Consider the following 23,558-nt stretch of genomic DNA (forward strand, 5'->3'; position numbering starts at 1 on the left):
TGCGCCAGGCAGGTTTCACGGGTCAGATGATCTTGCCTTCAGGCAAAAACCTTTGGGTCAGCACGGTTTCCTGCATCCGCATCAGGCGATGCGCGTTATGCATATGCTCTGCAAGGATTGTCCGCGCGGCAGTGCTGTCGCCCGCGCGCAGGGCTGCAACAAGGCGCGACTGGTAATCCAGCCCCGAAGACCATAATTCCTGATTGGGCTTCGAATAGAGTTTGCGAGAGACGGTAATATCCGCCAGCATATTGGCAATGAACCGTATCAGAAAGCGCAGCAGCGGGTTGCCTGACATCTCTGCCAAAAGCGCATGAAACCTGAGTGACGCAATATGTTGTTCACGCTCTTCCTGTGCGGTTTGGGCGGGTGCGGCATAGCAGGTCATCACCTCTTCCAGGGCGCGAAGCTGCGCCTCGGTCAGCTTGCCTGCAAGCGAGGCCGCCAGTTCCGGTTCCAATACAGTGCGGATCTGATAGACATCATCAATTGTCAGGTGTTGATAGTAGAAGTAGTTGCCCAGAAGGGCAGTCGCGCGTTCCTCGGAGACCTGATGTACGAACACCCCGCCCCCCGGCCCGGTGCGTGACTTGACCAGCCCTTGCGCTTCCAGAATGCGTATGGCCTCGCGGATCGTGCCTTTGGCCATGCCAAAACGCTCGATCAGTTCCAACTCGGAAGGTAACCTGTCACCAGGCCCCCAGCCATTTTCCATGACCCATGATTTGATCGCCTCGGCCACCTGTTGTGGACGTGACAGGCGTTCAGGGATCGAGGGGATGATGGCAGGCGGCAAACTGGTCTCCTTCAACTGGGCGTAGGTCCGGCACCTCTGCGCGGCACAGGTCGGTTGCGCGCGGACAGCGCCCGGCAAAGGCGCAGCCCGGTGGCGGATTCAGCGGGTCAGGCAATTCGCCCGCTTGCGCACCGCCAAGCGGTTTGCCCACGACCGGCGCCGAGTCTGCCAGAAGCTTGGTATAGGGATGGCGCGGCGCTGCAAAGACCTTTTCGGCGGGGCCGGTTTCCACCACAGACCCGAAATAGAGCACTGCAATTCGGTCGCTGACGGCCTCGACCACAGCCAGATCATGGCTGATAAACAGATAGGTCAGGTTGAATTCGGATTTCAGCGCGGCCAACAGGTTCAGAACCTGAGCCTGCACGGAAACATCCAGCGCGGAAACGGGTTCATCCAGGATCAGAATGCGCGGGCTGGCCGCAAGGGCGCGGGCAATCCCGATACGCTGCGCCTGACCGCCGGAAAATTCATGCGGGTAGCGGGTCAGGAATTCGGGGCGCAGGTTCACCGCATCGAACAGTTCCGCAATCCGGTCATCCAGCGCGCGGCCCCGCAACCCGTGCAGCAGGCGCAGCGGCACTTCCATGATCTGCTGGATCGTCTTGCGCGGGTTCAGGCTGGAAACCGGGTCCTGAAAGACGTACTGAATTAGCCGCCCGAATGCGGCAGGGTCCGCGCGGTTCAGGGCCTTTCCTTCAATCTCGATCGTGCCAGCGCTGGGCGGCGTCAGCCCGACCAGCATCCGCGCCAGTGTCGATTTCCCGCAACCAGATTCGCCAACGATACCCAGTGTCTCACCTGTCTTGACCTCTAGCGATACGGGGTGAACCGCATGAACCTGTGCGCGCGGCGGACCAATCAGGCGTTTGCCGATATCGAATGTTTTTGCCAGATTGGTGGATTTCAAGGCAATCGTCATGGGGCCACCTCCGGGAACAGGCAACGCACTTTGCGGGCCTCACCTTGCAAAGCGATCTCGCCTGTGCGGCAGGCCGCTTGCGCCTTCTCGCAGCGCGGGGCAAAGGCGCAGCCCGGTGGCAGGTCATCAACAGCAGGCGGCAGGCCGGGAATGGCCGCCATCACGCGCCGCCCGCCCCCCAGTTCCGGCACACAGGCAATCAGTCGTGCGGTGTAAGGGTGCGCGGGTGCCGCCAGCACATCCGCTGTTGGGCCTGCCTCGACGATCCGTCCGCCATACATGACCGCCACGCGGTCGCAAAGCTGGCCCACCACACCGAAATCATGTGTGATGAACAAAATCGCCAACCCGCGCGAGCGGCGTAAGTCGGACAACAGCGCCAGAATCTGCGCCTGCACGGTCACATCCAAGGCTGTGGTCGGTTCATCGGCAATGATGATGTCAGGGTCATTGGCCAGTGCCATGGCAATGCCCACGCGCTGGCGCATTCCGCCCGACAATTCGTGCGGATACGCACGGAAACGGGCAGCAGCATTCGGGATGCGCACATCCTCCAGCAGCTTGACTGCGCGCTTATGCGCTTGCGCATGGCTGACAGGCTCGTGCACGCGGATCGCCTCGATCAGTTGATCGCCGATGCGGTAAAGTGGGTGCAGGGTCGAAAGCGGGTCCTGAAAAATATAGGCCACCTTGCGCCCGCGCAAGGACCGCAACAGTTCATAGGGCGCGCCGATCAGGTCCTGCCCGTTCAGTCGCACCGCGCCTCCGGTGATCACCCCGGGCGGAGAGGCCACCAGCCCCATCACCGACAGCGCCGTGACGGACTTGCCAGAGCCGGATTCACCAATCAATCCCAGACATTCGCCGGGCTTCAACTCCAGCGAGACCTTATTGACAGCTTTATAGATGCGCGGCCCTACTTGGAACTGCGTTTCAAGTTCGTCAATGCGCAAGAGCCCGTCGCCCTTGGGGACAGGGGCCTCTGCCCGCTCTACCCGTGTCGTCGCCATGGGCCGCGCCAAAGCGCCCGAGCGCAGCCGCGGGTCCAGCGCGTCCCGTATCCCGTCGCCCAACAGGTTCACCGACATCACAATCAGCAGGATCATCACGCCCGGCACAATAGAGGTATGCGGTGCCGTGATCAGGGCCGAGCGCGCCTCGCCCAGCATCGAGCCCAGATCAGCCTGCGGCGGCTGGCTGCCAAGGCCCAGAAAGGACAGGCCAGCGGTTTCAAGGATCATCCAGCCGATGGTTGTGGACATGGCAATCACGACGACCGGCACGATATTTGGCACCACCTCGGTCAGCAGAATGCGGGTATGGCCCATGCCCGCCAGCTTCGCTGCGTCAATGAATTCCCGATGCGCGATGCCGACCGTGACCCCGCGAATATTCCGCGCGAAAAACGGAATATTCACCACTGCAACCGCGATCAGCGCATTCAGCAGGCCCGGCCCCAGCACCGCGACAATTGCCAGCGCCAGCAGGATATACGGAAATGCCATCAGCATATCGACGCCGCGCATGGTCACATTATCCGTGCGCCCGCCGAAATAGCCTGCCATCACCCCGATCGCCGCACCCAGCAGCCCTGCGACGAGCGCTGCGGCAAACCCTACAGCCAGCGACAGCCGCGTGCCCCACATCAGCCGCGACAGCAGATCGCGCCCCAGATGGTCGGTTCCCAGCAGATGCCCGTCTGACAGGGGGCGCAGGAAACGGTTTGCCGTGTTGGTGGCATTTGGCGGATGCAGGGGCAGGATTGGGGTCAGCAGCGCCAGGACCACAATCACAGCCAGCACCACCGCCCCAAAGCCCGCCAGTTTGTTGCGAAACAGAAGTTTTAGAAACAGGCTCATGCCTTGATCCCCCTCATGTCTTGATCCGGGGGTCGAGCCAGGCCTGCGCCACATCGACGATGATATTGAAGCCCACATAACAGGCCGCGATGAACACAACGCCGCCCTGCACCAGCAGGATGTCACGCTTCAGAATACCATCGACCAGCATGCGGCCCACGCCGGGCCATTGAAACACCATCTCGATATAAACCGCGCCCGACAGCACGAAGCCCGCCTGAATGCCCAACACCGGGATGATACTGACCATTGCCGCGCGCAGCGCATGGCCCCAGATCACGCGGCGCTCATGCACCCCTTTCGCGCGCGCGGTGCGAATGAAATCCTGCCGTAGCACTTCCAGCATCGCACCTCGCGACAGCCGCGCGATCACGCCTGTGGCCACCACTGATAGCGCAAGCGCTGGCATGGTCAGATGCCGGATCAGGTCAGGCAAATCTCCCCCGCCCCAGATCGAATACATCCCCGAGACAGGAAACCAGCGCAGCTGCACTGCAAACAGCAGGATCATCATCATGCCAAGGAAGAATGACGGCACCGAAATGCCAAGGATCACCACAAAGGTGATTACCTTGTCTGCTAGCCCGTATTGACGTGCCGCCGAGACAACTCCCGCCAGAATACCCAGCAGCGAACATAACACAAAGGCTGTGCCTGCAAGGATCAGCGTGGCTGAGAAACGGTCAAGGATTTCATCCAGAACAGGCCGGTTCAGCGCAAAAGAGCGTCCGAAATCGCCCTGCATCAGATTGCCCAGCCAGATGAAATATTGCTTCCACAAGGGCTCATCCAGCCCCAGATGCCGGTTTAGCCGCGCGACATTCTCTGGCGTGGCATAGCTGCCCAGAATGGCCGTTGCCGGATCGCCGGGGATCATCGCCATGATCAGAAACACGATTACTGTGATCCCCAGCAGGACTGGAATGGCCGATAGCAATCGCTTCAGGATATAACCGCCCATCTGCGCCCCCCTGATTTCATCCTTGCTCAAATATCCTCAGGGGGTGAATTGGCCAAAGGCCAAGAGGGGGCGCGAGCGCCCCCTTTCCCCGTCTCAGTTCTTCACGACATCTTTCAAAAGCAGGAAGAATGACGGCTCAAGCTGGAAATTCTCGACCGCGTCCGAAGTGACAGCATTCTGCATCCAGTTCGCCACGAAAACCCAGGGTGCGTCCTCTTGCACGATGACCTGCATCTCGCGATACAGCCGTGCGCGTTCTTCCTGATCGGTTTCGACACGTGCCGCTTCCAGCAGCGCGTCTACTTCGGGGTTGGAATAATACCCCGAATTGAACCCGCCCACATCAGGGAAGGCATCGGTGCGCAGCGCAAGGAAGGGCAGCGTGTCGGGGTCATTGGTCATCCATGCCATCTGCGCCATGTCTGCCTGCCCTTCCAGGCCGGGGTTCACGCGGCCCAGAAAGGTGTTCCATTCATACGTCTCGATCGTCACATCGAAGCCCACAGCGGCCAGATCAGCCTGAATGGCGGTGCCCATCGGGATCGGGTCCAACATGCCGGAACCGCCCTCGGTGACAAAAAAGGTCAGGCTTGCACCTTCGGCGTCGGCCTCAGCAAGCAATTCGCGTGCGCGGTCAGGGTTGAAGGGATAGGGTTCCAACTCTTCGTTATAAGCCCATGCAAAAGCGGGCGGGGTCGGACCTGCGGCGATGGTGGCTGTGCCTTCCAGCACGTCATTGACCAGCGCTTCCTTGTTGATCGCGTAATTCGCCGCCTGACGCACGCGTTTGTCAGCGAATGGGCCTTCCTTGGCATTGAGGATCAGGAACCACAGATGCGGGCCTGCCTGTTCATGCACCATATGCGCGTCGCCCTGGAATTGCGACACTGCCACAGGGGGCACTTCGACCATCACGTCAATTCCGCCCGACAGCATTTCGGCCACGCGGGTATTCGCGTCTGTGATCGGGCGGAAGATCACGGCTTCGGTCCCGGCGGTTCCGTCCCAATAGTTTTCATTGCGCGTCACGACCACGCGTTCATTTGACCGCCATTCCGCAAACTGGAACGGTCCGGTCCCTGACGGGTTGCGCCCGAAATCAGAGCCATGCTCCATCACGGCGGCGGGCGACACGATCAGCCCGGTGGGATAGGCAAGATTGGACAGGAAGGGCGCATAGGGTTCGTTCAGTGTGAATTGAACGGTGTTTGCGTCCAGCGCTTCAACTGTCTCGATCGCGCTGAAGAAGAAGGACAGCGGGAACGGGCCGGTTTCGTGATAGGGGTGGTCTTCGTTCAGCATACGCTCGAAGTTCCAGACCACGGCTTCGGCATCAAAGGCGCTGCCATCGTGGAAAGTGACACCTTCGCGTAAGTTGAAGGTGTAGACGGTGCCATCATCCGAGATGTCCCAGGATTCGGCCAGCGCGGGTTCCACTTCCAACGTGCCGGAGGCATAGCGCACCAGCCCGTCATAGACATTCATCAGAATACGGAAGTCATTGACAGCGGTCACGGCGTGCGGGTCCAGCGCTTGCGGTTCGGCAATCTGTCCGACCACAAGAACGCCCGGCGGGGTCTGGGCATTGGCGGGGGCGACCAGTGCAGAACTGGCCAATAGGGTGGCTGCCAAAACCCCGAAGCCGCGGCGGGTTGTAGATGTAAAGGCCATTTCCGGCACTCCCTGTTGCTATGATTATTTGTTTTTAATTATCATGATAATTTGCATCGGTCAAAACTTTCATGATAAATTCCCCTGACAGGGAGAAACAAACACATGACCTTTTCGATTCTTGCGCAAGATTTGAGCAGCGGCGCAATCGGCGGCGCGGCAGCGACGGGCGCGTTATGCGTTGGCGGTTGGGTTTTGCGCGGCGATTCGCGTGCGGGGATTTCAGCCTCGCAAGGGGCGGCCCCTTCGACGATCTGGGGCGAAGATGCGTTGGAGAGGATGCGCCAGGGCCGCAGCGCGAGTGAGGCATTGACCGATCTGGTCGGGGCGGATCGCGGGCGCGAGTGGCGGCAGCTGGCCTTGCTGGACCGCGCTGGCGGCACGGCCTGCCATACAGGTACGCGCAACACTGACTGGAAAGGTGTGCTGGACGGGCCGGGGTTTGTCGTGTCGGGCAACATGCTGGCCGGGCCACAGGTCTTGGGGGCCTTGCGCGATGCCTATGTCAATGCAAGTGGCAGTTTTGCGCAACGGTTGCTTGCCGCATTAAGCGCCGCAGAAGCGGCGGGCGGGGATATACGCGGGCTGCAATCGGCGGCGCTGCTTGTTGTGTCAGATGATACGCCACCTCTCAGTCTGCGCGTGGATTGGTCCGAAACGCCTGTCGATGCCTTGCATGATTTATTCCGGCGCAGTCAGAGTGGGGATTATGCAGCATGGCTGCCCACGGTTCCGACCCGAAATGATCCCGAGCGCGGCCATGACTGAAATGGATTGGGGAGCGCTGGCGCAAGACTGGTTGGATCGGCTGGCGCAATGTTCGGAACCCGGCGCAGGTGTCACGCGTCTGCCTTTCACGCCGGAACACCGCAAGGCGCTGGTGGTGCTGACCGAATTGATGGAACAGGCAGGGCTGCGCGTGTCGCTGGATGCGGCGGGTACCTTGATCGGGCGGCTGGACGGGCCGGAGGGGGCGCCAGTATTGCTGATGGGCTCGCATCAGGATTCGGTGCGCGAGGGCGGTGCCTATGATGGAATAATGGGCGTCGTGCTGCCCGTTCTTGCATTGCAAAAGCTGCGTGGACAAGGTGCCACGTTGCCGTTTGCGGTTGAGGTGCTTGCTTTCGCGGATGAAGAGGGCGTCCGCTTCCCCACTGCGCTGATGGGGCCGCGGGTGTTGGCGGGTCAATTCGATATGGCCGCACTGGACATGGTTGATCGTGAAGGGGTTTCGCTGCGCGCGGCCATGCAGGAATTTGGCCTTGAGCCTGCCGCTTTGCCCGATCTGGGGCGCGATCCGGCGCAGATTTTGGGATGGATCGAGGCGCATCTGGAACAGGGGCCGGTGTTGGAAAACGCCGCCGCCCCCCTTGGAATTGTAACGGCCATTTGCGGGATCGAGCGCCATAGCGTAACGCTGACGGGCAAGGCGGCACATGCTGGCACAATGCCAATGGCGCTGCGGCGCGACGCATTGGCTGGTGCGGCTGAACTTGTTTTGGCGGTAGAGTCCTTGGCACATGGTACAGAAGGGCTGATGTCCAATGTGGGCACCTTGCAGGTCAGACCGGGCGCGGTGAATGCTGTGCCGGGTGAGGTGACGCTGACGGTCGAGTTGCGCGCCCCCTCGGATGGGCTGCGCGAAGGCGCGGGAGCTTCGCTGGCGCGTCTGGCACGTGAAATCGCCAAGAGACGCGGTCTAGAGCTGGCGATCGAGCGGACCTATGCGCAACCTGCAACCCCTTGTGCAGACCAGATCATCGCGCGGCTGTCACAGGCCGCAAGGGAACTGGGGATGCAGGTTCCGCATCTCCCCTCTGGTGCAACGCATGACACCTCTGCAATAGCGGATCTGTGTCCGGTGGGTATGCTGTTTCTGCGGTGTCGAGAAGGGATCAGTCATCACCCCGATGAATTTGTTGATACCGATGCCATGTCCCTTGCCATTGATACGTTGGGCCAAGTGATCCGGGGATATATGGCGCGCGCGTAACGTTTGCCCGCAGATATTTGCCAAGACTTCAATCAGGCCTGCGGGCCTGCTTGGTGCAATGCGCGGTCCCCTTGAGGGGTTTAGCGGGTAATTCGTGACATGTTTTGACCAGAAGTGCTCAGGCGCGCGGTTCCAGACCCTGTCGTTAGGTCGCGGTACCTTCAGATTCTGACAAAAGGTTCTCTATCCCGCATTTCGGGCGCTGCAAGCGCGTTTTATTGCTGCTTATAATGTGTTCAAAGCCGGTCAGTTTTGATTTTATTGTATACAATACGGCGGTGCAGCCAAAAAAAATCGGCCCGCTCCCAGACAGCGACATCCTGCAAATCTATGGCTGGGTTGCGCCGCATCTGCGCGGTTGCATGAATGGATAACATGAAAGGAAGTCGCCTTGGATCGTCGCAAGTTTCTTTCCGCATCGGCCCTGTCTGCAATGGGTGCAGGACTGGCCGCACCGACCATTGCCCGCGCGCAAGATACCTTTAACTGGCGCATGACCAACAGCTATGGTCCGACTGCGCCGTTCTATACGGTCGGCCCTGGTAGCCCCACCGACATGATCGAAAAGATCGGTATCATGTCCGGCGGGCGTTTGAACATTCAGCATTTCGCTGCGGGAGAGTTGATCCCGGCTTTTGAAGGGTTCGACGCCGTCCAGCAGGGCGTGGTCGAGATGAACGCCTCGAACAGTTATTTCTGGTCCGGCAATGTCTTTGCTGCGCAGTATTTCACCACGGTTCCCTTTGGCATGTCCTATATGGGGCATATGGCATGGCTGTTCCACGGCGGTGGCCTTGAGTTGTGGCAAGAGGTTTATGAACCCTTTGGCCTCGTTGCCTTTCCGATGAATTCGACCGGCGTGCAGATGACCGGCTGGTTCCGCGAACCGATTGAGGAATTGGGCCAGTTAAACGGGTTGCGCATGCGCATTCCGGGGCTTGCCGGGCGTGTTTATGCCGCACTTGGCGTGGATACCCGCCTGCTGCCGGGCGGCGAAATCTTTCCTGCATTGGAGCGTGGAGTGATTGATGCCGCCGAATTCGTTGGCCCATATCAGGACCGCGCGCTTGGCCTGCATCAGGCTGCCAAATTCTACCACACATCCGGTTGGCATGAACCCGCAACAACCGGCGAATTGCTGATCTCCAAGGCGGCATGGGACAGCCTGCCCGAGGACCTGCAAATGATCGTGCGTCAGGCCTCTCAGGCGGCGTGCCTTGAAAGCCTGCTTTGGTCCGAATCCGTCAATGGCGCAGCCCTGACCGATCTGGTGACGAACCACGGTGTGACGGCAGCCCCCCTTCCGACTGATGTCATCAACGCCCTGCGCGAAGCAACGCTTGATACGCTGGAGACTGAGGCCAATGCCTCCGAGATCACGCGCAAGGTGCATGACAGCTACTTCGCCTTCAAGGCCGATCATGATGGCTGGGCCAAAATCAGCGAAGTATCGTGGTTCAAAGACATTCTGGAGATGTGAGGCAAATGAAACCCGCATTGACGCAGTTTGTACAGTTTCTCGAAGCCATTGTCAGAGGCTTTGGTTTTCTGGCTGCATGGGTCTGTGTGGCGCTGGTGCTGCTGGTAGCGGGCGATGTTTTCGCCCGCTACCTGTTCCGAACAGGGGCGGTCTGGGCGCAGGAACTGCAATGGCATCTGATTTCCCCCATTGCCCTGTTTGGCATGTCCTATGCGCTGCTCTCGGGCGAGCAGGTGCGTGTCGATGTGCTGTATGAACGGTTTTCTCCGCTCATTCAGCGCGGTATCGAAATTCTGGGCGGGCTGCTGCTGATCTTGCTGGGCGTGCTGCTGGTCAAGCTGTCGCTGCCTTGGGTCGAGATGTCCTATATGCGCGGCGAAGGCTCTCCCAATCCGGGCGGGCTGCCGTATCGCTTCATCCTCAAGGCGCTGATCCCGCTGGGTTTTGGGCTGTTGGCTATACAGGGTCTGGCACATGTTCTGCGACATGCCTTTGCCCTGCCGCCCCGCTCCGGCACCTGAGCGGCGTATCTCAAAAACAAGGTAAGCTTTCATGAGCCCCAATGAACTGTTGGCGATTGGCATGATCGCCGCTTTCTTCGTGCTGTTGATCATCGGAATCCCGGTCGGGATTGCATTGGCCTTTTCGGCCTTCTTCTTCGGCTATGTCGGCTTTGGCCCCATGCTGTTCAATCTGCTGCCCTCGCGCATTTACGGGGTCGTGACCAATTACACGCTGATGGCAATTCCGCTCTTTGTTTTTATGGGCGTAATGCTGGAAAAATCACGTCTGGCAGAAGAGTTGATCGACGTGGTGGGCCATCTTTTCGGCAATATATCTGGCGGGATGGGCGTTGCGATCATCTTTGTCGGGGTGTTGCTGGGGGCCGCAACGGGGATTGTGGGCGCAACCATTGTGACGCTTGGGCTGCTGACATTGCCCACGCTTCTGCGGCGTGGATACCCCAAGACCATTGCAACTGGCATGATCTGCGCCTCTGGCACGCTGGGGCAGATCATTCCGCCATCCTTGGTGCTGATCCTGCTTGCTGATATCTTGCAGGAATCGGTTGGCACCATGTTTGCCGCTGCAATGGTGCCCGGTCTGACGCTGGCTGCTGTGTATATGATCGCCATCTTGGCCTATGCGTGGTGGAAACCCGGTTCCATGCCACCCATTCCGGTGGATGAACGCCGCGCGCTGTCACGGGGGGCGTTGCTGCGCAAGGTGGTGCTGGTGGTTGGCCCGCCGGTCGGGCTGGTTGTGGCGGTTCTGGGCAGTATCATCGGCGGTATCGCGGCCCCGACCGAAGCGGCGTCCATGGGCGCTGTGGGCGCGCTATTGTTCGTGGCGCTGTCCGGGCGGCTGACGCTGAACATGCTGTATCAGGTCGCGCGTTCGACATTGCTGATCTCGGCTATGGTGTTCTTCATCCTGATCTGTGCGCAGGTGTTTGGACTGGCCTTTCGTGGTCTTGGCGGGGAACATCTGGTCGGGCGCATGTTCGATCTGATTCCCGGCGGTGTGACAGGCGCGCTTCTGTTCCTGATGCTTCTGATCTTCATACTGGGCTTCTTTCTGGAATGGATCGAGATCACCTATATCGCGCTGCCCCTGTTTCTGCCGTTCTTCATACAAGCCGGGGTCGACCCGGTGTGGCTGGGCATTCTGATCTGCCTGAACCTGCAAACCAGTTTCCTGACCCCGCCTTTTGGATGGTCGCTGTTCTTTCTGAAAGGGGTGGCACCTGTCGGGGTTAGCACAATGGATATCTACAAGGGCGCAATCCCGTTTATTGGCTTGCAATTCCTTGCACTTGCCCTTGTCTTTGTAATGCCGGGTCTGGCAACCTGGCTTCCTGCTGCAATAGGATGGTGACATGCTCAGTTCTGCTTATGGATTCAAAGGCGGCGTTTCGGCCCCGCACCGTGCCGCGGCCCTTGCCGGGCGCGATATTCTAGAGGCAGGCGGCAGTGCTGTCGAAGCTATGGTTGCTGCCGCTGCAACCATAGCGGTCGCCTATCCGCATATGAACGGGATCGGTGGTGACGGGTTCTGGATCATTCATCGCCCCGGCCATGTGCCTGTCGCTGTGTCAGGGTGCGGGCGTGCGGCGGCGCTGGCATCGGTTGACTGGTATGGCGCGCAGGGTGTGCAAGACGCCCTGCCTTCGCGCGGCCCGCTTGCGGCATTGACCGTACCGGGCACGATCGCGGGATGGGAGGCTGCGCTGAAACTCTGCCCGCGCGGCAACCGATCGCCATTGTCCGATCTGTTGGCCCCTGCGATTGCCTTGGCACAAGACGGCATTGCGGTAACTGAAAATCAGGCACGCACCACCGCCGAGAAGCTGGACGGGCTGAAAGATGTGCCGGGCTTTGCCAAGGCGTTCCTGCATGAAGGCGCAGCCCCGAAAGCGGGCCACCGGCTGCGCCAGCCCGCCTTGGGCCAGACACTTGAGCATCTGGCCAGAAATGGGTTGGCGGATTACTACCAAGGCGATATCGCCCATACGCATTCCGATTTTCTGGAAGCTGCCGGAAGCCCGCTTCGACTGCGCGATTTCACGGAATTCACCGCCGAGGTGACCGCGCCGTTGACCACACAGCTTCGTGCAGGCCAACTCTGGAACATGATCCCGCCCACGCAAGGCGTGGCATCGCTGATGATTTTAGGTCTGTTCGACCGACTGAATGTGACGAATGCAGAAGGCTTCGAACATCTGCACGGCCTGATCGAGGCAACAAAACTGGCCTTTATCCGGCGCAATGCGGAACTGGGCGACCCCGATCATATGGCCACCAACGCCCAAGACTGGCTGGAGGCCGGGGCGCTGGATGCACTGGCCCGCCAGATCGACACTGCATCTGCGCGCCCCTGGCCCGAAATCGCCAAGCCCGGCGACACGATCTGGATGGGTGCTGCGGATAGTGAGGGCTGCGTCGTCAGCTTTATCCAGTCCGTGTTCTGGGAATTCGGCTCCGGGCTTGTTTGCGACAAGACAGGGGTGTTCTTCCAAAATCGCGGTGCAGGCTTTTCCCTGGCACCCGGCCCCAACCAGTTGCGGCCACGCGCACGTCCGTTTCATACGCTCAACCCCGCTTTGGCGAAGCTGAAAGACGGCCGCGTTCTTGCCTATGGCACGATGGGCGGTGAAGGGCAGCCGCAGACACAGGCGGCCGTGTTCAGCCGCTACGCGATGTTCGGGCAGGATTTGCAGCAGGCCATCACCGCGCCGCGCTGGCTTCTGGGCAAGACATGGGGCGATGCCACAACAAGCCTGAAGCTTGAAGACCGCTTTGCCCCCGAACTGGTCGCGGCGTTGAAAGCGGCAGGGCATGATGTCGAGATGATCCCCGCATATAGCGACATGGCGGGCCATGCGGGCGGTGTCGCCTATTGGCCCGATGGGGTGATCGAGGTTGCGTCCGATCCGCGCGCAGACGGGGCGGCTCTGGGTTTCTAGGCAAAACGCATCTGGGGTTCGCAGAAACCGCCCATTGAGGGGGGTATCGCCCTAACCGATCACACGCGCCTTTTGCAGCGCTTCAGCGGCATAGATTATCAGGATGCTTTGGTCCGCGATCGGTCGGTTTGATTCTGCGCAGGCAAGTGCAGCAACATGGCCTTTGCTGCACTGGTCAGGTGGCGGCGCAGCGCTTTGTCAGCCGCTGGGCCGTTGCGTTGCATCACCGCCTCGACAATCTGTGCGTGTTCGGCATGTGACCGGCCGATCCGCTTCTGATCTGCCAATTGACGCCGTCGAAAGGGGGCAAGTTTCAGGCGCACGGATTCAGCCATGCCCTGAAATTCGCTGTTGCGTGCACCCTGATAGAGCAGTTGATGAAATTCGGTATTGGCCTGTTCATATCCAAGCGCATCTTTTGCATTCATGATATGTGTCATCGCGTCATGCAATGCTTCAAGGCGCGCGCGCTCTTCCATGCCCATCCGTTCGGCGGCAAAGCGCCCGCACAGCGCCTCGATCTCGCCCATCGCCTCGAACAATTCGCTGATCCGCTCTCGCGTGATCTCGCTGACGACGGTGCCACGATAAGGCATTCGGGTAACCAAAGCGCGCGAGACAAGCACCTGCAATGCCTCTCTCACCGGGGTGCGCGAGACATCATAGCGCTCTGCAATGGCGGTTTCGTCCAATCGTGTACCCGCAGGCAATTCTCCCGCGATGATGGCAGCTTCCAGCTTCATCGCAATTGTCTGGCCTAGAATATCGCGCTGCCTTTCGGACAAGACCTGCTCCAACCTCTGTCTTGCCAAGTCACGTTCACCATTGAGAAACACGCTGTCTTGGCATGGCGGTGTTTTCCAATAATTCTTTTCCGATGGGGCGCGGGCAAGATCAAGCCGACTTGTATCGCAGGCCCGCAATTTCCAAGGTTATCTTGATCTGTGCGCTATTGCCGTGCCCAAACAACATGCCAATTGTGGCAGGCACCGCGCGCATCACTGTTGATCAGCAAGTGTGCTTGCTGACCGAGAATGAGTCCATCTGCATTCCGATAGGCGCTGTGCATCGGTTGGAAAACCCCGGCAAAGTGCCGATGGCGTTGATCGAGGTGCGGAATGGCAGTTATCTGGAAGAGGATGATATCATCCGCTACGAAGGCAGATATGCGCGCGGTCAGGGTTCGAAAGGATAAGAGCCGCGCCGTCATATTTTGGGAGAGTGAGCAACCTGCCCAGCCAAATCATCCATCTCAAGCATGTAGCTTGAAGAAATGGTGCCCAGGAGAGGACTCGAACCTCCACGCCCTTACGAGCACTAGCACCTGAAGCTAGCGCGTCTACCAGTTCCGCCACCTGGGCAGGTTGCGTGAGCGCTCTCTACGGTGCTGGATTGGCGGTGTCAACGGGGCGTGTATGGGAAAATTGAATTCGGATTGAAAAAACCGATCCACCTTGTGGAACAGCGCGTGCGCAGGTATTCAGGCAACGTTCAGCAATGCGGCGGAGTGCGCTTATGTCAAAGCTAGTTACCATCTATGGTGGTTCGGGATTTGTCGGACGATATATCGCGCGGCGAATGGCACAGGCTGGTTGGCGCGTGCGCGTGGCGGTGCGACGCCCGAACGAAGCCTTGCACGTCAAGCCTTATGGCACTGTCGGGCAGGTAGAGCCTGTTTTGTGTAATATTCGCGATGACGCGTCAGTCCGGTCGGTCATGCAGGGCGCAGATGCTGTGGTGAATTGCGTTGGCATTCTGGTCGAGTCGGGGCGCAACAAGTTTTCTGACGTTCAGGCCGAAGGGGCGGGGCGTATTGCGCGCATTGCGGCGGAACAGGGTGTCGAAAAGCTGGTGCACATATCTGCAATCGGTGCGGATAAGAATTCACCCAGCCTGTACCAACAAAGCAAGGCCAAGGGCGAAGCATTGATCATGCAGCATTTTGAAAATGCTGTTATTTTGCGTCCCTCGGTGGTTTTCGGGCCAGAAGATCAGTTTTTCAACCGATTTGCTGCGATGGCGCGATTCTCGCTGTTCCTGCCGCTGGTTGGGCCGAATACACGGTTTCAGCCGGTCTATGTGGAAGATGTCGCGGCTGCGGCGGCCAAGGCGCTTACAGGCGATGTTGCGCCGGGGGTTTACGAACTGGGCGGCCCGGATATCGCCACCTTCCGCGAGTTGATGACGTTGATGCTGGCCGAGATCCGGCGCAAAGGTGTGTCTTTGCCGATTCCGTTCCCGATCGCCAGTTTGGTTGGCGGCGCGCTGGATGCCCTTCAGACCGTGACACTTGGGCTGTTCACCAATTCTGTTCTGACGCGCGATCAGGTGCGCAACCTGCGCCGCGACAATGTCGTGTCGAAGGGTGCCCGCGGGTTAGAAGCGTTTGGCGTCACCCCAACCCCGATGACGACGGTTCTGCCATCCTATCTGTGGGTGCACCGGCCAGGTGGGCAATACAAGGCCATCCACGAATCAGCCGCGCGCCTGCGCAAAGAATAGCTGCGTTCTGAACGACGGAATTTATGCACCGTCATCTTCGCCAAGGCGCTGGCGCAGGCTGCGCAGCACCGGGATGGTCATGCGCACGCGTTCTTCGCCCAAGGTTTTGACGGCATTGTCAATCAGCGGGGTTATCGCCGCAAGCGCTGCATCACGCGCCGCACGCCCGGCCGGACTGATTGCAACCATCTTGCGCCGCGCATCGTCCCAGTCCGGGCGGATATGCACATATCCTGCCCAGTCGAGTTTGTTGAGCGTGTTGGTCATTGCACCGCGCGTCACATGAAATGCGCGCGCCAATTCGGCAGGGCTGAGTTCCGTCTGTTGTCGCGCCAGCAGGTTCAGCACCCCGAAATGCGACAGTTCCATCCCCTTGGGCAGTACTTTGGACAGGCGGTTGCGCGCAAGCTGATCTGCCATCAACAATTCGCTGAACAGCGCATTGGCCATATCCTTGCGCGGGTTCTTCATTGTCGCGCTTCGATGGTGGAATAGTCGCGGTCATGAAACAGCGACGGCACACGATCACGAGCCTCGACCACGCGGGCCAGATCCAGATTGACCATACCCACGCCGGGTTCTGTGCCCATGTCCAGCAACACTTCGCCCCACGGGGCAATTACAAGCGAATGGCCATGCGTGCTGCGCGCGCGCTGGCCATCGGATGCGGCATGGCGCCCTGTCTGGGCGGGGGCAAGGACAAAGCACCCCGTCTCAATGGCGCGTGCACGCAGCAGGGTTTCCCAATGTGCGGCCCCGGTAATGGGGCTGAAGGCTGCCGGAACTGTCAGGACAACTGCGCCAGCCTTGGCAAGGCTGCGATAAAGATGGGGGAAGCGCAGATCATAGCAGATGCTCATGCCGATTGTGGCAAGGGGTGTCTGCGCAACGACGGCATGTGTTCCGGGGCGAAAGCCCGCAGATTCGCGATAGGTTTCCGACGGTGACACCTGCACATCGAACATATGTATCTTGTCATAGCGCGCTTGGATTGTGCCATCCGGGTCAATCAGGAATGACCGGTTGGCAAAGCGCCCATCTGGATCATTCGTCTTGAGCGCCAAAGACCCTATCAGCACCCAGATCCCCAGCGCGCGTGCGTCTTCGCGCAATGCAGCAAGGGTGATGTCATTCTCTTCGGTTTGCAGAACAGCTTGCTGATGGGCATTGCTGGTCGAGACGCAGTTGGTCACTTCTGGCGTCAGGGCCAAGGTTGCACCCTGGGTCGCGGCCTGCCGCAGATAGCCGCGCGTCATTTCCAGATTCGCCACAGGGTCATCGCTGGAGGTCATCTGGATCAGGGCGGCGGTCAGGGTCATGTGCCTAGCCTTTCAGCATTGCATCAAGCTGGCCCGCACGGTCCAGAGCATGGAGTTCGTCACAGCCACCGACATGAATATCCCCGATGAATATTTGTGGAACGGTCCGCGCCCCGCCAGAACGTGACAGCATTTCTGCCCGTCGCTCTGGTTGGCGCGACAGGTCGATTTCGGTGAAGCTTGCGTTCTTCACAGACAGCAGGCGTTTTGCCGCATGGCAAAACCCACAGAGCGGAGAGGTATATATTTCAACCGGTTGCATCACAGGCTCCTGCTTAGGATATTGCGCGCACTATAATCTATCATTCCGATCTTGCAACGCGTGCCAGCGCGACAACCCGCACGGATGCCGCGTTATGCGCAAGGCAAGTGTCCGCCACCGCTGATAATGTCGCGCCAGCCGTCATCACATCATCGACCAGCAGGATGTGGCGCCCTTTCAGGCGGTCTATGTGCCGTTTATGTGGGGCAAAGGCTCCCTCGACATTTTCGAACCGCCCTGCGCGCCCCCTTTTGTCCTGCGTACCGGTATAGCGTGCGCGGATTAGCAGGTCAGGGCAATGTTCCAGCCCAAGCTGTTGCGCAAGCGCTTGGCTGAGGAGTGCGGACTGGTTATAGCGCCGTTTCAGCAGGCGCAGCCAGTGTAGCGGAACGGGTGCGACAAGCGTGTCAGGGCGCAACATCGGGGCTGCCACCCGCGCCATCCAGCGCGCGGCGGGTTTGGCATAGTCCAGCCTGTCATAATATTTCAGCCCCAATAGAATCTGGCGCGCCTTGTCGCCATAGAGCATTGCCGCGCGCCCCTGATCCCACGGCCGCGCCAATGTCAGGCATTCGTCGCAGTGAACAGGTCGACCACTGTCGTCACCGGGCAGGGGGGCACCGCAACTGTCGCAACACAATCCGAAAATAAACGGGGTTTGGGGCCAGCAGGTCGCGCAAAGCGCACCTTCTTGTTCCACCAGTTCATCACAGGTCAGGCATTGGGGTGGATAGACTGCGCGCAACAGGCTATGCGCAAGGGCGCTGGAGTGTTTCGCTGCATAGCCCAGCAGGTTTTGCATTTTGCCAGCTCCTTTACTAGATACCGCTCATGACCCAGCTGCCGCCAGACATCTCTGATCGTATCGCCCTCTTGCGCAACCGCGCGCGCGCAGGGGACGATAACTTCCTGCATGCGTTAGCGCGCGACGAGGTTGAATTAAGGCTAGCCGAGGTTAACAGAAGGTTTACGCGCCCAGCGATTGTGACGGGCCATCCGCATCTTTGGGCCGATCTGATACCAACGGCGCAAATGGTTGCAGACGATCCGGTGCTGGCGCTGGAGGCAGGCGCGCATGATCTGGTGATTCACGCGATGGCCCTGCATTGGGCCGCAGACCCAGTGGGGCAAATGGTTCAGGCGCGGCGCGCGCTATGTCCTGACGGGCTGTTTCTGGCGGTCTTGCCCGGTGGGCAGACGCTGTCAGAGTTGCGCGCCTGTCTTGCGCAGGCTGAAGCCGAGATATGTGGCGGCCTTAGCCCGCGTGTTCTGCCGATGGCGGAAATCCGCGATCTTGGTGCCCTGTTGCAGCGCGCGGGGCTGGCCTTGCCCGTGGCCGATAGCGTTGGTCAGAATGTCGCCTATCGCAAAATCGACACGCTGTTTTCGGATTTGCGGATGATGGGCGAAAGAAATGCCCTTGCGGCAAGACGTCGCAGCTTCACCCCGCGCGGGGTTTTCACCCGCGCTGCCGAACTATACGCCGCGCATTTTGCCGATGACGCAGGGCTTTTGCGCGCCAGCTTTGAGCTTATCTTTCTGACAGGCTGGGCGCCCGACAGTAGCCAGCCGCGCCCGCTTCGCCCCGGTTCTGCAACAGCGCGGCTTGCCGATGCGCTTGGAACGCGAGAAACTCCGCTCTCTGACAAGATCAAAATTCCGGGTAAAGATTGATTCCCTGACAAAACCCGTTACATGCCAACAGATTCATGTAATTCGCCGGGGGATATGCTATGAAGGATACAGCCATGCTTGATGCAAAGCCACAGACCACAAGCGCAGGTTGCCCAGTGCATATGGACCAGCCCGGCGAGGGACGTCTGGAGTTTGCGCAGGCAGATCACCCACCTGTTCCGCAGGCCAAAATCGGCGTTCTGATCGCGAATCTCGGGACGCCCGACAATTATGACTACTGGTCGATGCGGCGTTACCTGAACGAATTTTTGTCAGACAAGCGCGTGGTCGATTATCCGGCATATCTGTGGCAGCCGCTTTTGCAGCTTATCATTTTGACCAAGCGACCTTTTACGTCTGGCGCAAATTACAAATCGATCTGGAACCATGAAAAGAACGAAAGCCCGCTGCTGACCATCACCAAAGACCAGACCGCCGCGCTGGCTGACCAGATCGCCAAGCGCATTGACGGCGATATCATGGTGGATTTCTGCATGCGCTATGGCAACCCGTCGACCAAGTCCAAGGTGGATGAGATGGTCAAGGCCGGCTGCGACAGGATTTTGTTTTTCCCGCTCTATCCGCATTATGCCGGGGCAACATCGGCGACCGCCTGTGACCAGTTCTTTCGCGCCTTGATGGAACAGAAATGGCAGCCCTCTGCGCGCACGGTGGCGCCCTATTTCGACCACCCTGCTTATATCAAGTCTTTGGCCGATTCGGTTCGTCATGCGTATGATGCGATGGACGAGAAGCCCGAGGTTCTGGTTGCATCCTATCACGGAATGCCGAAGCGGTATTTGCTGGAGGGTGACCCCTATCATTGCCAGTGCCAGAAAACGACCCGGCTGTTGCGCGAGGAACTGGGCTGGGAAGAGGACAAGGTGCAAAGCACGTTTCAATCCGTATTTGGCCGCGAAGAATGGTTGCGACCCTATACGGTCGATCATGTTGCCGATCTTGCGCGCCAGGGCGTGAAGCGGCTGGCCGTCATCGCGCCGGCCTTCTCGGCAGATTGCATCGAGACGTTGGAAGAAATCAACGAAGAGATCCGCGAAAGTTTCGAGGATGCAGGCGGAGAGCAGTTTACCTATATCCCCTGCCTGAATGATGATGCGTCACATATTGCAGCATTGACCGATGTGATCGAAGCGAATCTGCAAGGTTGGACAGCCTGAGAAGGCTGTCTCTCAATAGCCACAGTGTGTGACGGATAAGCCAGACACCGTTTTGCCATGATATGGTGCAGCGCACCTGTCGCCTAGCCCGTTCACACAATAAGCCACGCGGCCTGTCGTGCTGGTAGAGTGCCTGCAACGCGCAGAATCGCACCATCCGGTTTCTGCTGTCAGGTGCCGAACAAGGGTTATGAAACTAAAAAAGGCGGTGAGGAAACCCTCACCGCCTTTGAAACTGCAAAAGCAGATCTGCCGATTAGCGTGTTGCTACAGCAGCAGCAACAATCAGAAGCAGCATGATCGGAACGATGATGCCGCCCGAAGATGCGCGTGTTTCTTCAACAACAACAGCAGGCTCGATGACCGGCTCAGAGTATTTGCCCATTTTGCTGTGGCCACCCGCGAAAGCGGATGTTGCAGCGACGGACAGGGCAGCAGCGAGTGCGATTTTCTTCATGGTAACCTCCAGAACGTGTTAACGCCATCCAGTATGACGCCAACTCCCAAGACGATGAGTCGTCGTTCTTCTCAACCATGTTACGCGCGCAAGTTCAATCCTATGTGTAGTGGCGGAAACGCGCTTTCTTTCGACGTCGTCAAATTCGCAACACTTTTGAGTGTAAAACAGCCATTTTGCATCTGCATTTATGACCTTGCCTGTTTTTGACCGGCTTTGTGTCGATGCGGAAAAACAACGGCGCAGGCAATGATCCGCGTGTTCACGTGCAGTTGTATTTGAAAACCAAACAGATACCCTTTAGACGCGACTCAACACATGAGGAATTCCAGATATGTTTCGTTTGACTGCGCTGCTGATGGTCAGCACCATGACATTGGCCGCTTGTGACGCAACGGCCCCAACACCGATGCGCATGGGGGCAGATGGCAGGCCTGTGCCGGTCGTCTATAGAATAACCCCATCAGACGCGCCGCGTGTACGTCAGAGAATGCAGGACGGGCTGAACACGATGCGTGCGCAAAACGGATTGCCACCGTTGCAAGCGAATGCTCAACTGGCAAGTGCGGCCGCGACCCACGCGCAAGACATGTCATTCCAAAGCCGTCCTTGGCATTGGGGCTCGGACGGGTCCAGCCCGATGGTGCGCGTGCAGCGTGCAGGCTATAGCGGAAGCGTTGTGGGCGAGCTGATTTCCGAGACATTCGAGACGGAATTTGAAACCGTGAACGCCTGGATGACGGAACCCGAAACCCGTCAGGTCATTCTTGACCGCCGCGCGACCGAACTGGGCGTCGGCTGGCATCAGGATGACAACGGCAAGTTGTGGTGGACCGTTGTTCTGGGCGAATCGAGCGGCAATCTACAGATGGCGGCAAGATAACGCTTGCGCATCACAAAATCAGCAACTTTGCTTAAAAAGCCGCGCCCGAAAAAGGTGCGGCTTTTTCCGTATCGTCAACCGCGATGTGCGCCTGCGGCAAGGTTGCGGACATAGTTCAGAACCTCGTCCACAGGCTTTCCCTCGGCGATTTCCTTCACGATCGCGGACCCGACCACGCAGCCATCCGCAACGCTGGCAATCTGTTGTGCTGTTTCGGGCGTGGAGATGCCGAAACCAACAATCACGGGCAGGTCTGTCGCGGCCTTGATGCGCGCAACCTCTGGGCCGACTTCGGTTGCCTGTGCAGCCGCCGCGCCGGTAATTCCGGTGATCGACACATAATAGACAAAGCCAGACGTGTTTTGCAAAACCTTGGGCAGGCGTTTGTCATCGGTGGTGGGGGTGGCAAGCCGGATAAAGTTCAGCCCTGCGGCCTGCGCGGGGATGCACAATTCGCTGTCTTCTTCTGGCGGCAGGTCAACCACGATCAGCCCATCCACCCCGGCGGATTTTGCATCTGACAGGAACTGCTCTACCCCGCGATTATAGATCGGGTTGTAATAGCCCATCAGTACGATCGGGGTTTCATTGTCGCCCTCGCGGAAGCGGCGGACCATGTCCAGGGTCTTGGCCAATGTCTGCCCGCCTTCCAGTGCGCGCTGACCGGCAAGTTGAATCGTTGGGCCATCGGCCATGGGGTCTGTGAAAGGGACTCCCAATTCAATGATGTCGACCCCCGCACCGGGAAGCCCCTTCATCACCGCAAGCGAAGTTTCCAGATCAGGATCCCCCCCCATGATATAGGAAACGAAAGCCTTGCGTCCCTCGGATTTCAGCTTGGCGAAAGTGGTGTCGATTCTGGTCATCTTGTCCTGTCCCTTTGGGCGTCAATCGGGTTTGAAAGAAAAACGGCGCGGAATCAACCTTGCGCGTGCAAGATCGGCGATTCCCCTTGGGTTTGGGCGGGCCGCTCTTGTCTTGTGGTTGGTCTGACCCTACAAGCGCGGCGCAGTCACAAGGCGAAAGGGACAGGTCATGGGCTTTAAAATGGGGATTGTTGGTCTGCCGAATGTCGGCAAATCCACGTTGTTCAACGCGCTGACCCGCACGGCCGCCGCACAGGCCGCGAATTTTCCGTTCTGCACCATCGAACCCAATGTGGGCGATGTGGCGGTTCCTGATGCCCGACTGGCAAAACTGGCCGAGATTGGCAAATCGCGCGAGGTGATTCCCACCCGCATGACCTTTGTGGATATTGCCGGGCTGGTGCGCGGTGCCTCCAAGGGGGAAGGGCTGGGCAACCAGTTTCTGGCCAATATCCGCGAAGTGGATGCCATCGCCCATGTGCTGCGCTGCTTCGAGGATGACGATGTCACCCATGTCGAAGGCAAGATTGACCCGGTCGCCGATGCTGAAACCATCGAGACAGAGTTGATGATCGCCGATATGGATTCGATCGAAAAGCGCCTTGCCAACCTGTCGCGCAAGATCCGCGGCGGCGAAAAGGACGCGGTCGAGCAGGACAGGCTTTTGCGCCGCGCCCTTGAAGCGCTGGAAGCGGGCAAACCCGCGCGCACTGTCGAGGTGGCCGAGGATGAGAAAAAGCAATGGCGTATGTTACAGCTTCTGACCTCGAAGCCTGTGCTTTATGTCTGTAATGTCGAAGAAAGCGCGTCTGCCACCGGCAACGAGTTGTCGGCGCGCGTGGCGGAAATGGCCGCAGGGCAGGGGGCGGCGCATGTTGTGATTTCTGCCCAGATCGAGGAAGAGATCAGCCAGTTGGACGCGGAAGAGGCCGAGATGTTCCTGTCCGAAATGGGGCTGGAAGAACCGGGCCTCGACCGGCTGATTCGCGCGGGCTATGCATTGCTGGGGCTGCAAACCTATTTCACGGTTGGGCCGAAAGAAGCCCGCGCCTGGACAATTCCGCAAGGCACGCTGGCCCCGCAAGCGGCTGGCGTCATCCACGGCGATTTCGAGCGCGGCTTTATCCGCGCCGAGACAGTGGCCTATGATGATTATGTGGCCTGTAACGGCGAGGCTGGCGCAAAGGAAGCGGGCAAATTCCGCGTGGAGGGCAAGACCTATGAGGTCAAGGACGGCGATGTGCTGCACTTCCTGTTCAACGCCTGACC

The 23,558-nt window shown here is 59.1% G+C and carries 23 protein-coding genes, 1 tRNA gene and 1 pseudogene; 12 read left to right on the forward strand and 13 right to left on the reverse strand.

What is annotated here, in order from left to right; translation table 11 throughout:
* Window positions 1-22 precede the first annotated feature (22 nt).
* From EV660_RS01685 to EV660_RS01705, 5 genes are all read right to left on the reverse strand, one after another.
* Window positions 23-796, reverse strand: coding sequence for a FadR/GntR family transcriptional regulator (locus EV660_RS01685; RefSeq protein WP_232727312.1), 774 nt, complete (start codon window positions 794-796; stop codon window positions 23-25).
* Complete coding sequence (locus EV660_RS01690; RefSeq protein ID WP_071481661.1) at window positions 765-1,718, reverse strand: ABC transporter ATP-binding protein; 954 nt, start codon at window positions 1,716-1,718, stop codon at window positions 765-767. Before EV660_RS01690 ends, EV660_RS01685 begins: the two co-directional genes overlap by 32 nt.
* Window positions 1,715-3,577 carry a dipeptide/oligopeptide/nickel ABC transporter permease/ATP-binding protein gene (locus tag EV660_RS01695; protein ID WP_071481660.1) on the reverse strand — a complete coding sequence of 621 codons (1,863 nt, stop codon included), beginning with the start codon at window positions 3,575-3,577 and terminating at the stop codon, window positions 1,715-1,717. The genes EV660_RS01690 and EV660_RS01695 overlap by 4 nt, the downstream gene beginning before the upstream one ends.
* A 13-nt stretch (window positions 3,578-3,590) precedes the next feature.
* Window positions 3,591-4,538, reverse strand: a complete 948-nt coding sequence (locus EV660_RS01700; protein WP_071481659.1) for an ABC transporter permease — start codon at window positions 4,536-4,538, stop codon at window positions 3,591-3,593.
* 93 nt (window positions 4,539-4,631) lie between these two features.
* On the reverse strand, window positions 4,632-6,209 hold the full coding sequence (locus EV660_RS01705; protein WP_071482321.1) for an ABC transporter substrate-binding protein: 1,578 nt from the start codon (window positions 6,207-6,209) through the stop codon (window positions 4,632-4,634).
* A 105-nt stretch (window positions 6,210-6,314) separates the two neighbouring features.
* Here EV660_RS01705 and EV660_RS01710 point away from each other — a divergent pair, with 105 nt between their 5' ends.
* The 6 genes from EV660_RS01710 to EV660_RS01735 all read left to right on the forward strand — a co-directional run bounded on the left by EV660_RS01710 (window position 6,315) and on the right by EV660_RS01735 (window position 13,148).
* Complete coding sequence (locus EV660_RS01710; RefSeq protein WP_071481658.1) at window positions 6,315-6,977, forward strand: DUF1028 domain-containing protein; 663 nt, start codon at window positions 6,315-6,317, stop codon at window positions 6,975-6,977.
* Window positions 6,952-8,202, forward strand: coding sequence for a M20 family metallo-hydrolase (locus EV660_RS01715; protein ID WP_244927311.1), 1,251 nt, complete (start codon window positions 6,952-6,954; stop codon window positions 8,200-8,202). Before EV660_RS01710 ends, EV660_RS01715 begins: the two co-directional genes overlap by 26 nt.
* Before the next feature lie 391 nt (window positions 8,203-8,593).
* Window positions 8,594-9,682 carry a TRAP transporter substrate-binding protein gene (locus EV660_RS01720; protein WP_232727311.1) on the forward strand — a complete coding sequence of 363 codons (1,089 nt, stop codon included), beginning with the start codon at window positions 8,594-8,596 and terminating at the stop codon, window positions 9,680-9,682.
* 5 nt (window positions 9,683-9,687) lie between these two features.
* The gene (locus EV660_RS01725; protein WP_071481656.1) at window positions 9,688-10,203 is read left to right on the forward strand and encodes a TRAP transporter small permease subunit; all 516 of its coding nucleotides are present in this window, start codon (window positions 9,688-9,690) and stop codon (window positions 10,201-10,203) included.
* Window positions 10,204-10,234: 31 nt separating this feature from the next.
* Window positions 10,235-11,560 carry a TRAP transporter large permease gene (locus EV660_RS01730; protein WP_071481655.1) on the forward strand — a complete coding sequence of 442 codons (1,326 nt, stop codon included), beginning with the start codon at window positions 10,235-10,237 and terminating at the stop codon, window positions 11,558-11,560.
* A 1-nt stretch (window position 11,561) separates the two neighbouring features.
* Entirely contained in the window at window positions 11,562-13,148 is a 1,587-nt protein-coding gene (locus EV660_RS01735; RefSeq protein ID WP_071481654.1) for a gamma-glutamyltransferase family protein, read from the forward strand.
* 98 nt (window positions 13,149-13,246) lie between these two features.
* Here the strand turns inward: EV660_RS01735 and EV660_RS01740 are convergent, their stop codons facing one another.
* Window positions 13,247-13,933, reverse strand: coding sequence for a GntR family transcriptional regulator (locus tag EV660_RS01740; protein ID WP_232727309.1), 687 nt, complete (start codon window positions 13,931-13,933; stop codon window positions 13,247-13,249).
* Window positions 13,934-14,124: 191 nt separating this feature from the next.
* On the opposite strand from EV660_RS01740, the pseudogene EV660_RS01745 reads away from it, so the two are divergent.
* Window positions 14,125-14,343 (forward strand): annotated as a pseudogene (locus EV660_RS01745) (cupin domain-containing protein); the annotation flags it as partial.
* 79 nt (window positions 14,344-14,422) lie between these two features.
* Here the strand turns inward: EV660_RS01745 and EV660_RS01750 are convergent.
* Window positions 14,423-14,509: transfer RNA gene (locus EV660_RS01750), tRNA-Leu, on the reverse strand.
* Between the two features lie 154 nt (window positions 14,510-14,663).
* Between EV660_RS01750 and EV660_RS01755 the strand changes: the two genes are divergently transcribed.
* A complete protein-coding gene (locus tag EV660_RS01755) occupies window positions 14,664-15,650 on the forward strand; it encodes a complex I NDUFA9 subunit family protein (RefSeq protein WP_071481652.1) in 987 nt (328 codons plus the stop codon).
* A gap of 21 nt (window positions 15,651-15,671) precedes the next feature.
* On the opposite strand, the gene EV660_RS01760 is transcribed toward EV660_RS01755, so the two are convergent.
* From EV660_RS01760 to EV660_RS01775, 4 genes are read right to left on the reverse strand one after another with little or no spacing between them, the layout of a single operon-like run.
* Complete coding sequence (locus EV660_RS01760; protein ID WP_071481651.1) at window positions 15,672-16,121, reverse strand: MarR family winged helix-turn-helix transcriptional regulator; 450 nt, start codon at window positions 16,119-16,121, stop codon at window positions 15,672-15,674.
* Window positions 16,118-16,963 (reverse strand): carbon-nitrogen hydrolase family protein, encoded by an 846-nt coding sequence (locus EV660_RS01765; RefSeq protein ID WP_071482318.1) that lies wholly within the window; start codon window positions 16,961-16,963, stop codon window positions 16,118-16,120. Before EV660_RS01765 ends, EV660_RS01760 begins: the two co-directional genes overlap by 4 nt.
* Window positions 16,964-16,973: 10 nt before the next feature.
* Window positions 16,974-17,231 (reverse strand): glutaredoxin 3, encoded by a 258-nt coding sequence (grxC, locus tag EV660_RS01770; RefSeq protein WP_071481650.1) that lies wholly within the window; start codon window positions 17,229-17,231, stop codon window positions 16,974-16,976.
* Between the two features lie 40 nt (window positions 17,232-17,271).
* Window positions 17,272-18,033: a ComF family protein gene (locus EV660_RS01775; protein WP_084635012.1), complete on the reverse strand. Its 762-nt coding sequence runs from the start codon at window positions 18,031-18,033 to the stop codon at window positions 17,272-17,274.
* 29 nt (window positions 18,034-18,062) lie between these two features.
* On the opposite strand from EV660_RS01775, the gene EV660_RS01780 reads away from it, so the two are divergent.
* Window positions 18,063-18,905, forward strand: coding sequence for a methyltransferase domain-containing protein (locus EV660_RS01780; protein WP_071481649.1), 843 nt, complete (start codon window positions 18,063-18,065; stop codon window positions 18,903-18,905).
* Between the two features lie 74 nt (window positions 18,906-18,979).
* The gene (gene hemH / locus EV660_RS01785; RefSeq protein WP_084635152.1) at window positions 18,980-20,083 is read left to right on the forward strand and encodes a ferrochelatase; all 1,104 of its coding nucleotides are present in this window, start codon (window positions 18,980-18,982) and stop codon (window positions 20,081-20,083) included.
* A 256-nt stretch (window positions 20,084-20,339) separates the two neighbouring features.
* Here hemH and EV660_RS01790 read toward each other — a convergent pair whose 3' ends face one another.
* The gene (locus tag EV660_RS01790) at window positions 20,340-20,540 is read right to left on the reverse strand and encodes a hypothetical protein (protein WP_071481648.1); all 201 of its coding nucleotides are present in this window, start codon (window positions 20,538-20,540) and stop codon (window positions 20,340-20,342) included.
* A gap of 334 nt (window positions 20,541-20,874) precedes the next feature.
* Here EV660_RS01790 and dalA point away from each other — a divergent pair, with 334 nt between their 5' ends.
* Window positions 20,875-21,423, forward strand: coding sequence for a divisome-associated lipoprotein DalA (gene dalA / locus EV660_RS01795; RefSeq protein ID WP_071481647.1), 549 nt, complete (start codon window positions 20,875-20,877; stop codon window positions 21,421-21,423).
* A gap of 74 nt (window positions 21,424-21,497) precedes the next feature.
* Here dalA and trpA read toward each other — a convergent pair whose 3' ends face one another.
* Window positions 21,498-22,289 carry a tryptophan synthase subunit alpha gene (gene trpA / locus EV660_RS01800; RefSeq protein WP_071481646.1) on the reverse strand — a complete coding sequence of 264 codons (792 nt, stop codon included), beginning with the start codon at window positions 22,287-22,289 and terminating at the stop codon, window positions 21,498-21,500.
* 169 nt (window positions 22,290-22,458) lie between these two features.
* Between trpA and ychF the strand changes: the two genes are divergently transcribed.
* Window positions 22,459-23,556 (forward strand): redox-regulated ATPase YchF, encoded by a 1,098-nt coding sequence (gene ychF, locus EV660_RS01805; RefSeq protein WP_071481645.1) that lies wholly within the window; start codon window positions 22,459-22,461, stop codon window positions 23,554-23,556.
* The last annotated feature ends 2 nt before the right edge of the window (window positions 23,557-23,558 follow it).

Origin of the sequence: Roseinatronobacter bogoriensis DSM 18756 (genome assembly GCF_004366635.1) — a bacterium.
GTDB lineage: Bacteria > Pseudomonadota > Alphaproteobacteria > Rhodobacterales > Rhodobacteraceae > Roseinatronobacter > Roseinatronobacter bogoriensis.

Excerpts from the sequence above, each read along its gene's own strand:
- EV660_RS01780 (WP_071481649.1), top strand. The coding sequence starts at position 18,063 with ATGACCCAGCTGCCGCCAGACATCTCTGATCGTATCGCCCTCTTGCGC.
- EV660_RS01695 (WP_071481660.1), bottom strand. The coding sequence starts at position 3,577 with ATGAGCCTGTTTCTAAAACTTCTGTTTCGCAACAAACTGGCGGGCTTT.
- EV660_RS01700 (WP_071481659.1), bottom strand. The coding sequence starts at position 4,538 with ATGGGCGGTTATATCCTGAAGCGATTGCTATCGGCCATTCCAGTCCTG.
- EV660_RS01730 (WP_071481655.1), top strand. The coding sequence starts at position 10,235 with ATGAGCCCCAATGAACTGTTGGCGATTGGCATGATCGCCGCTTTCTTC.
- EV660_RS01705 (WP_071482321.1), bottom strand. The coding sequence starts at position 6,209 with ATGGCCTTTACATCTACAACCCGCCGCGGCTTCGGGGTTTTGGCAGCC.
- EV660_RS01760 (WP_071481651.1), bottom strand. The coding sequence starts at position 16,121 with ATGAAGAACCCGCGCAAGGATATGGCCAATGCGCTGTTCAGCGAATTG.
- trpA (WP_071481646.1), bottom strand. The coding sequence starts at position 22,289 with ATGACCAGAATCGACACCACTTTCGCCAAGCTGAAATCCGAGGGACGC.
- ychF (WP_071481645.1), top strand. The coding sequence starts at position 22,459 with ATGGGCTTTAAAATGGGGATTGTTGGTCTGCCGAATGTCGGCAAATCC.
- EV660_RS01710 (WP_071481658.1), top strand. The coding sequence starts at position 6,315 with ATGACCTTTTCGATTCTTGCGCAAGATTTGAGCAGCGGCGCAATCGGC.
- EV660_RS01790 (WP_071481648.1), bottom strand. The coding sequence starts at position 20,540 with ATGAAGAAAATCGCACTCGCTGCTGCCCTGTCCGTCGCTGCAACATCC.
- hemH (WP_084635152.1), top strand. The coding sequence starts at position 18,980 with ATGCTTGATGCAAAGCCACAGACCACAAGCGCAGGTTGCCCAGTGCAT.
- EV660_RS01755 (WP_071481652.1), top strand. The coding sequence starts at position 14,664 with ATGTCAAAGCTAGTTACCATCTATGGTGGTTCGGGATTTGTCGGACGA.
- dalA (WP_071481647.1), top strand. The coding sequence starts at position 20,875 with ATGTTTCGTTTGACTGCGCTGCTGATGGTCAGCACCATGACATTGGCC.
- grxC (WP_071481650.1), bottom strand. The coding sequence starts at position 17,231 with ATGCAACCGGTTGAAATATATACCTCTCCGCTCTGTGGGTTTTGCCAT.
- EV660_RS01690 (WP_071481661.1), bottom strand. The coding sequence starts at position 1,718 with ATGACGATTGCCTTGAAATCCACCAATCTGGCAAAAACATTCGATATC.
- EV660_RS01715 (WP_244927311.1), top strand. The coding sequence starts at position 6,952 with ATGATCCCGAGCGCGGCCATGACTGAAATGGATTGGGGAGCGCTGGCG.
- EV660_RS01735 (WP_071481654.1), top strand. The coding sequence starts at position 11,562 with ATGCTCAGTTCTGCTTATGGATTCAAAGGCGGCGTTTCGGCCCCGCAC.
- EV660_RS01775 (WP_084635012.1), bottom strand. The coding sequence starts at position 18,033 with ATGCAAAACCTGCTGGGCTATGCAGCGAAACACTCCAGCGCCCTTGCG.
- EV660_RS01725 (WP_071481656.1), top strand. The coding sequence starts at position 9,688 with ATGAAACCCGCATTGACGCAGTTTGTACAGTTTCTCGAAGCCATTGTC.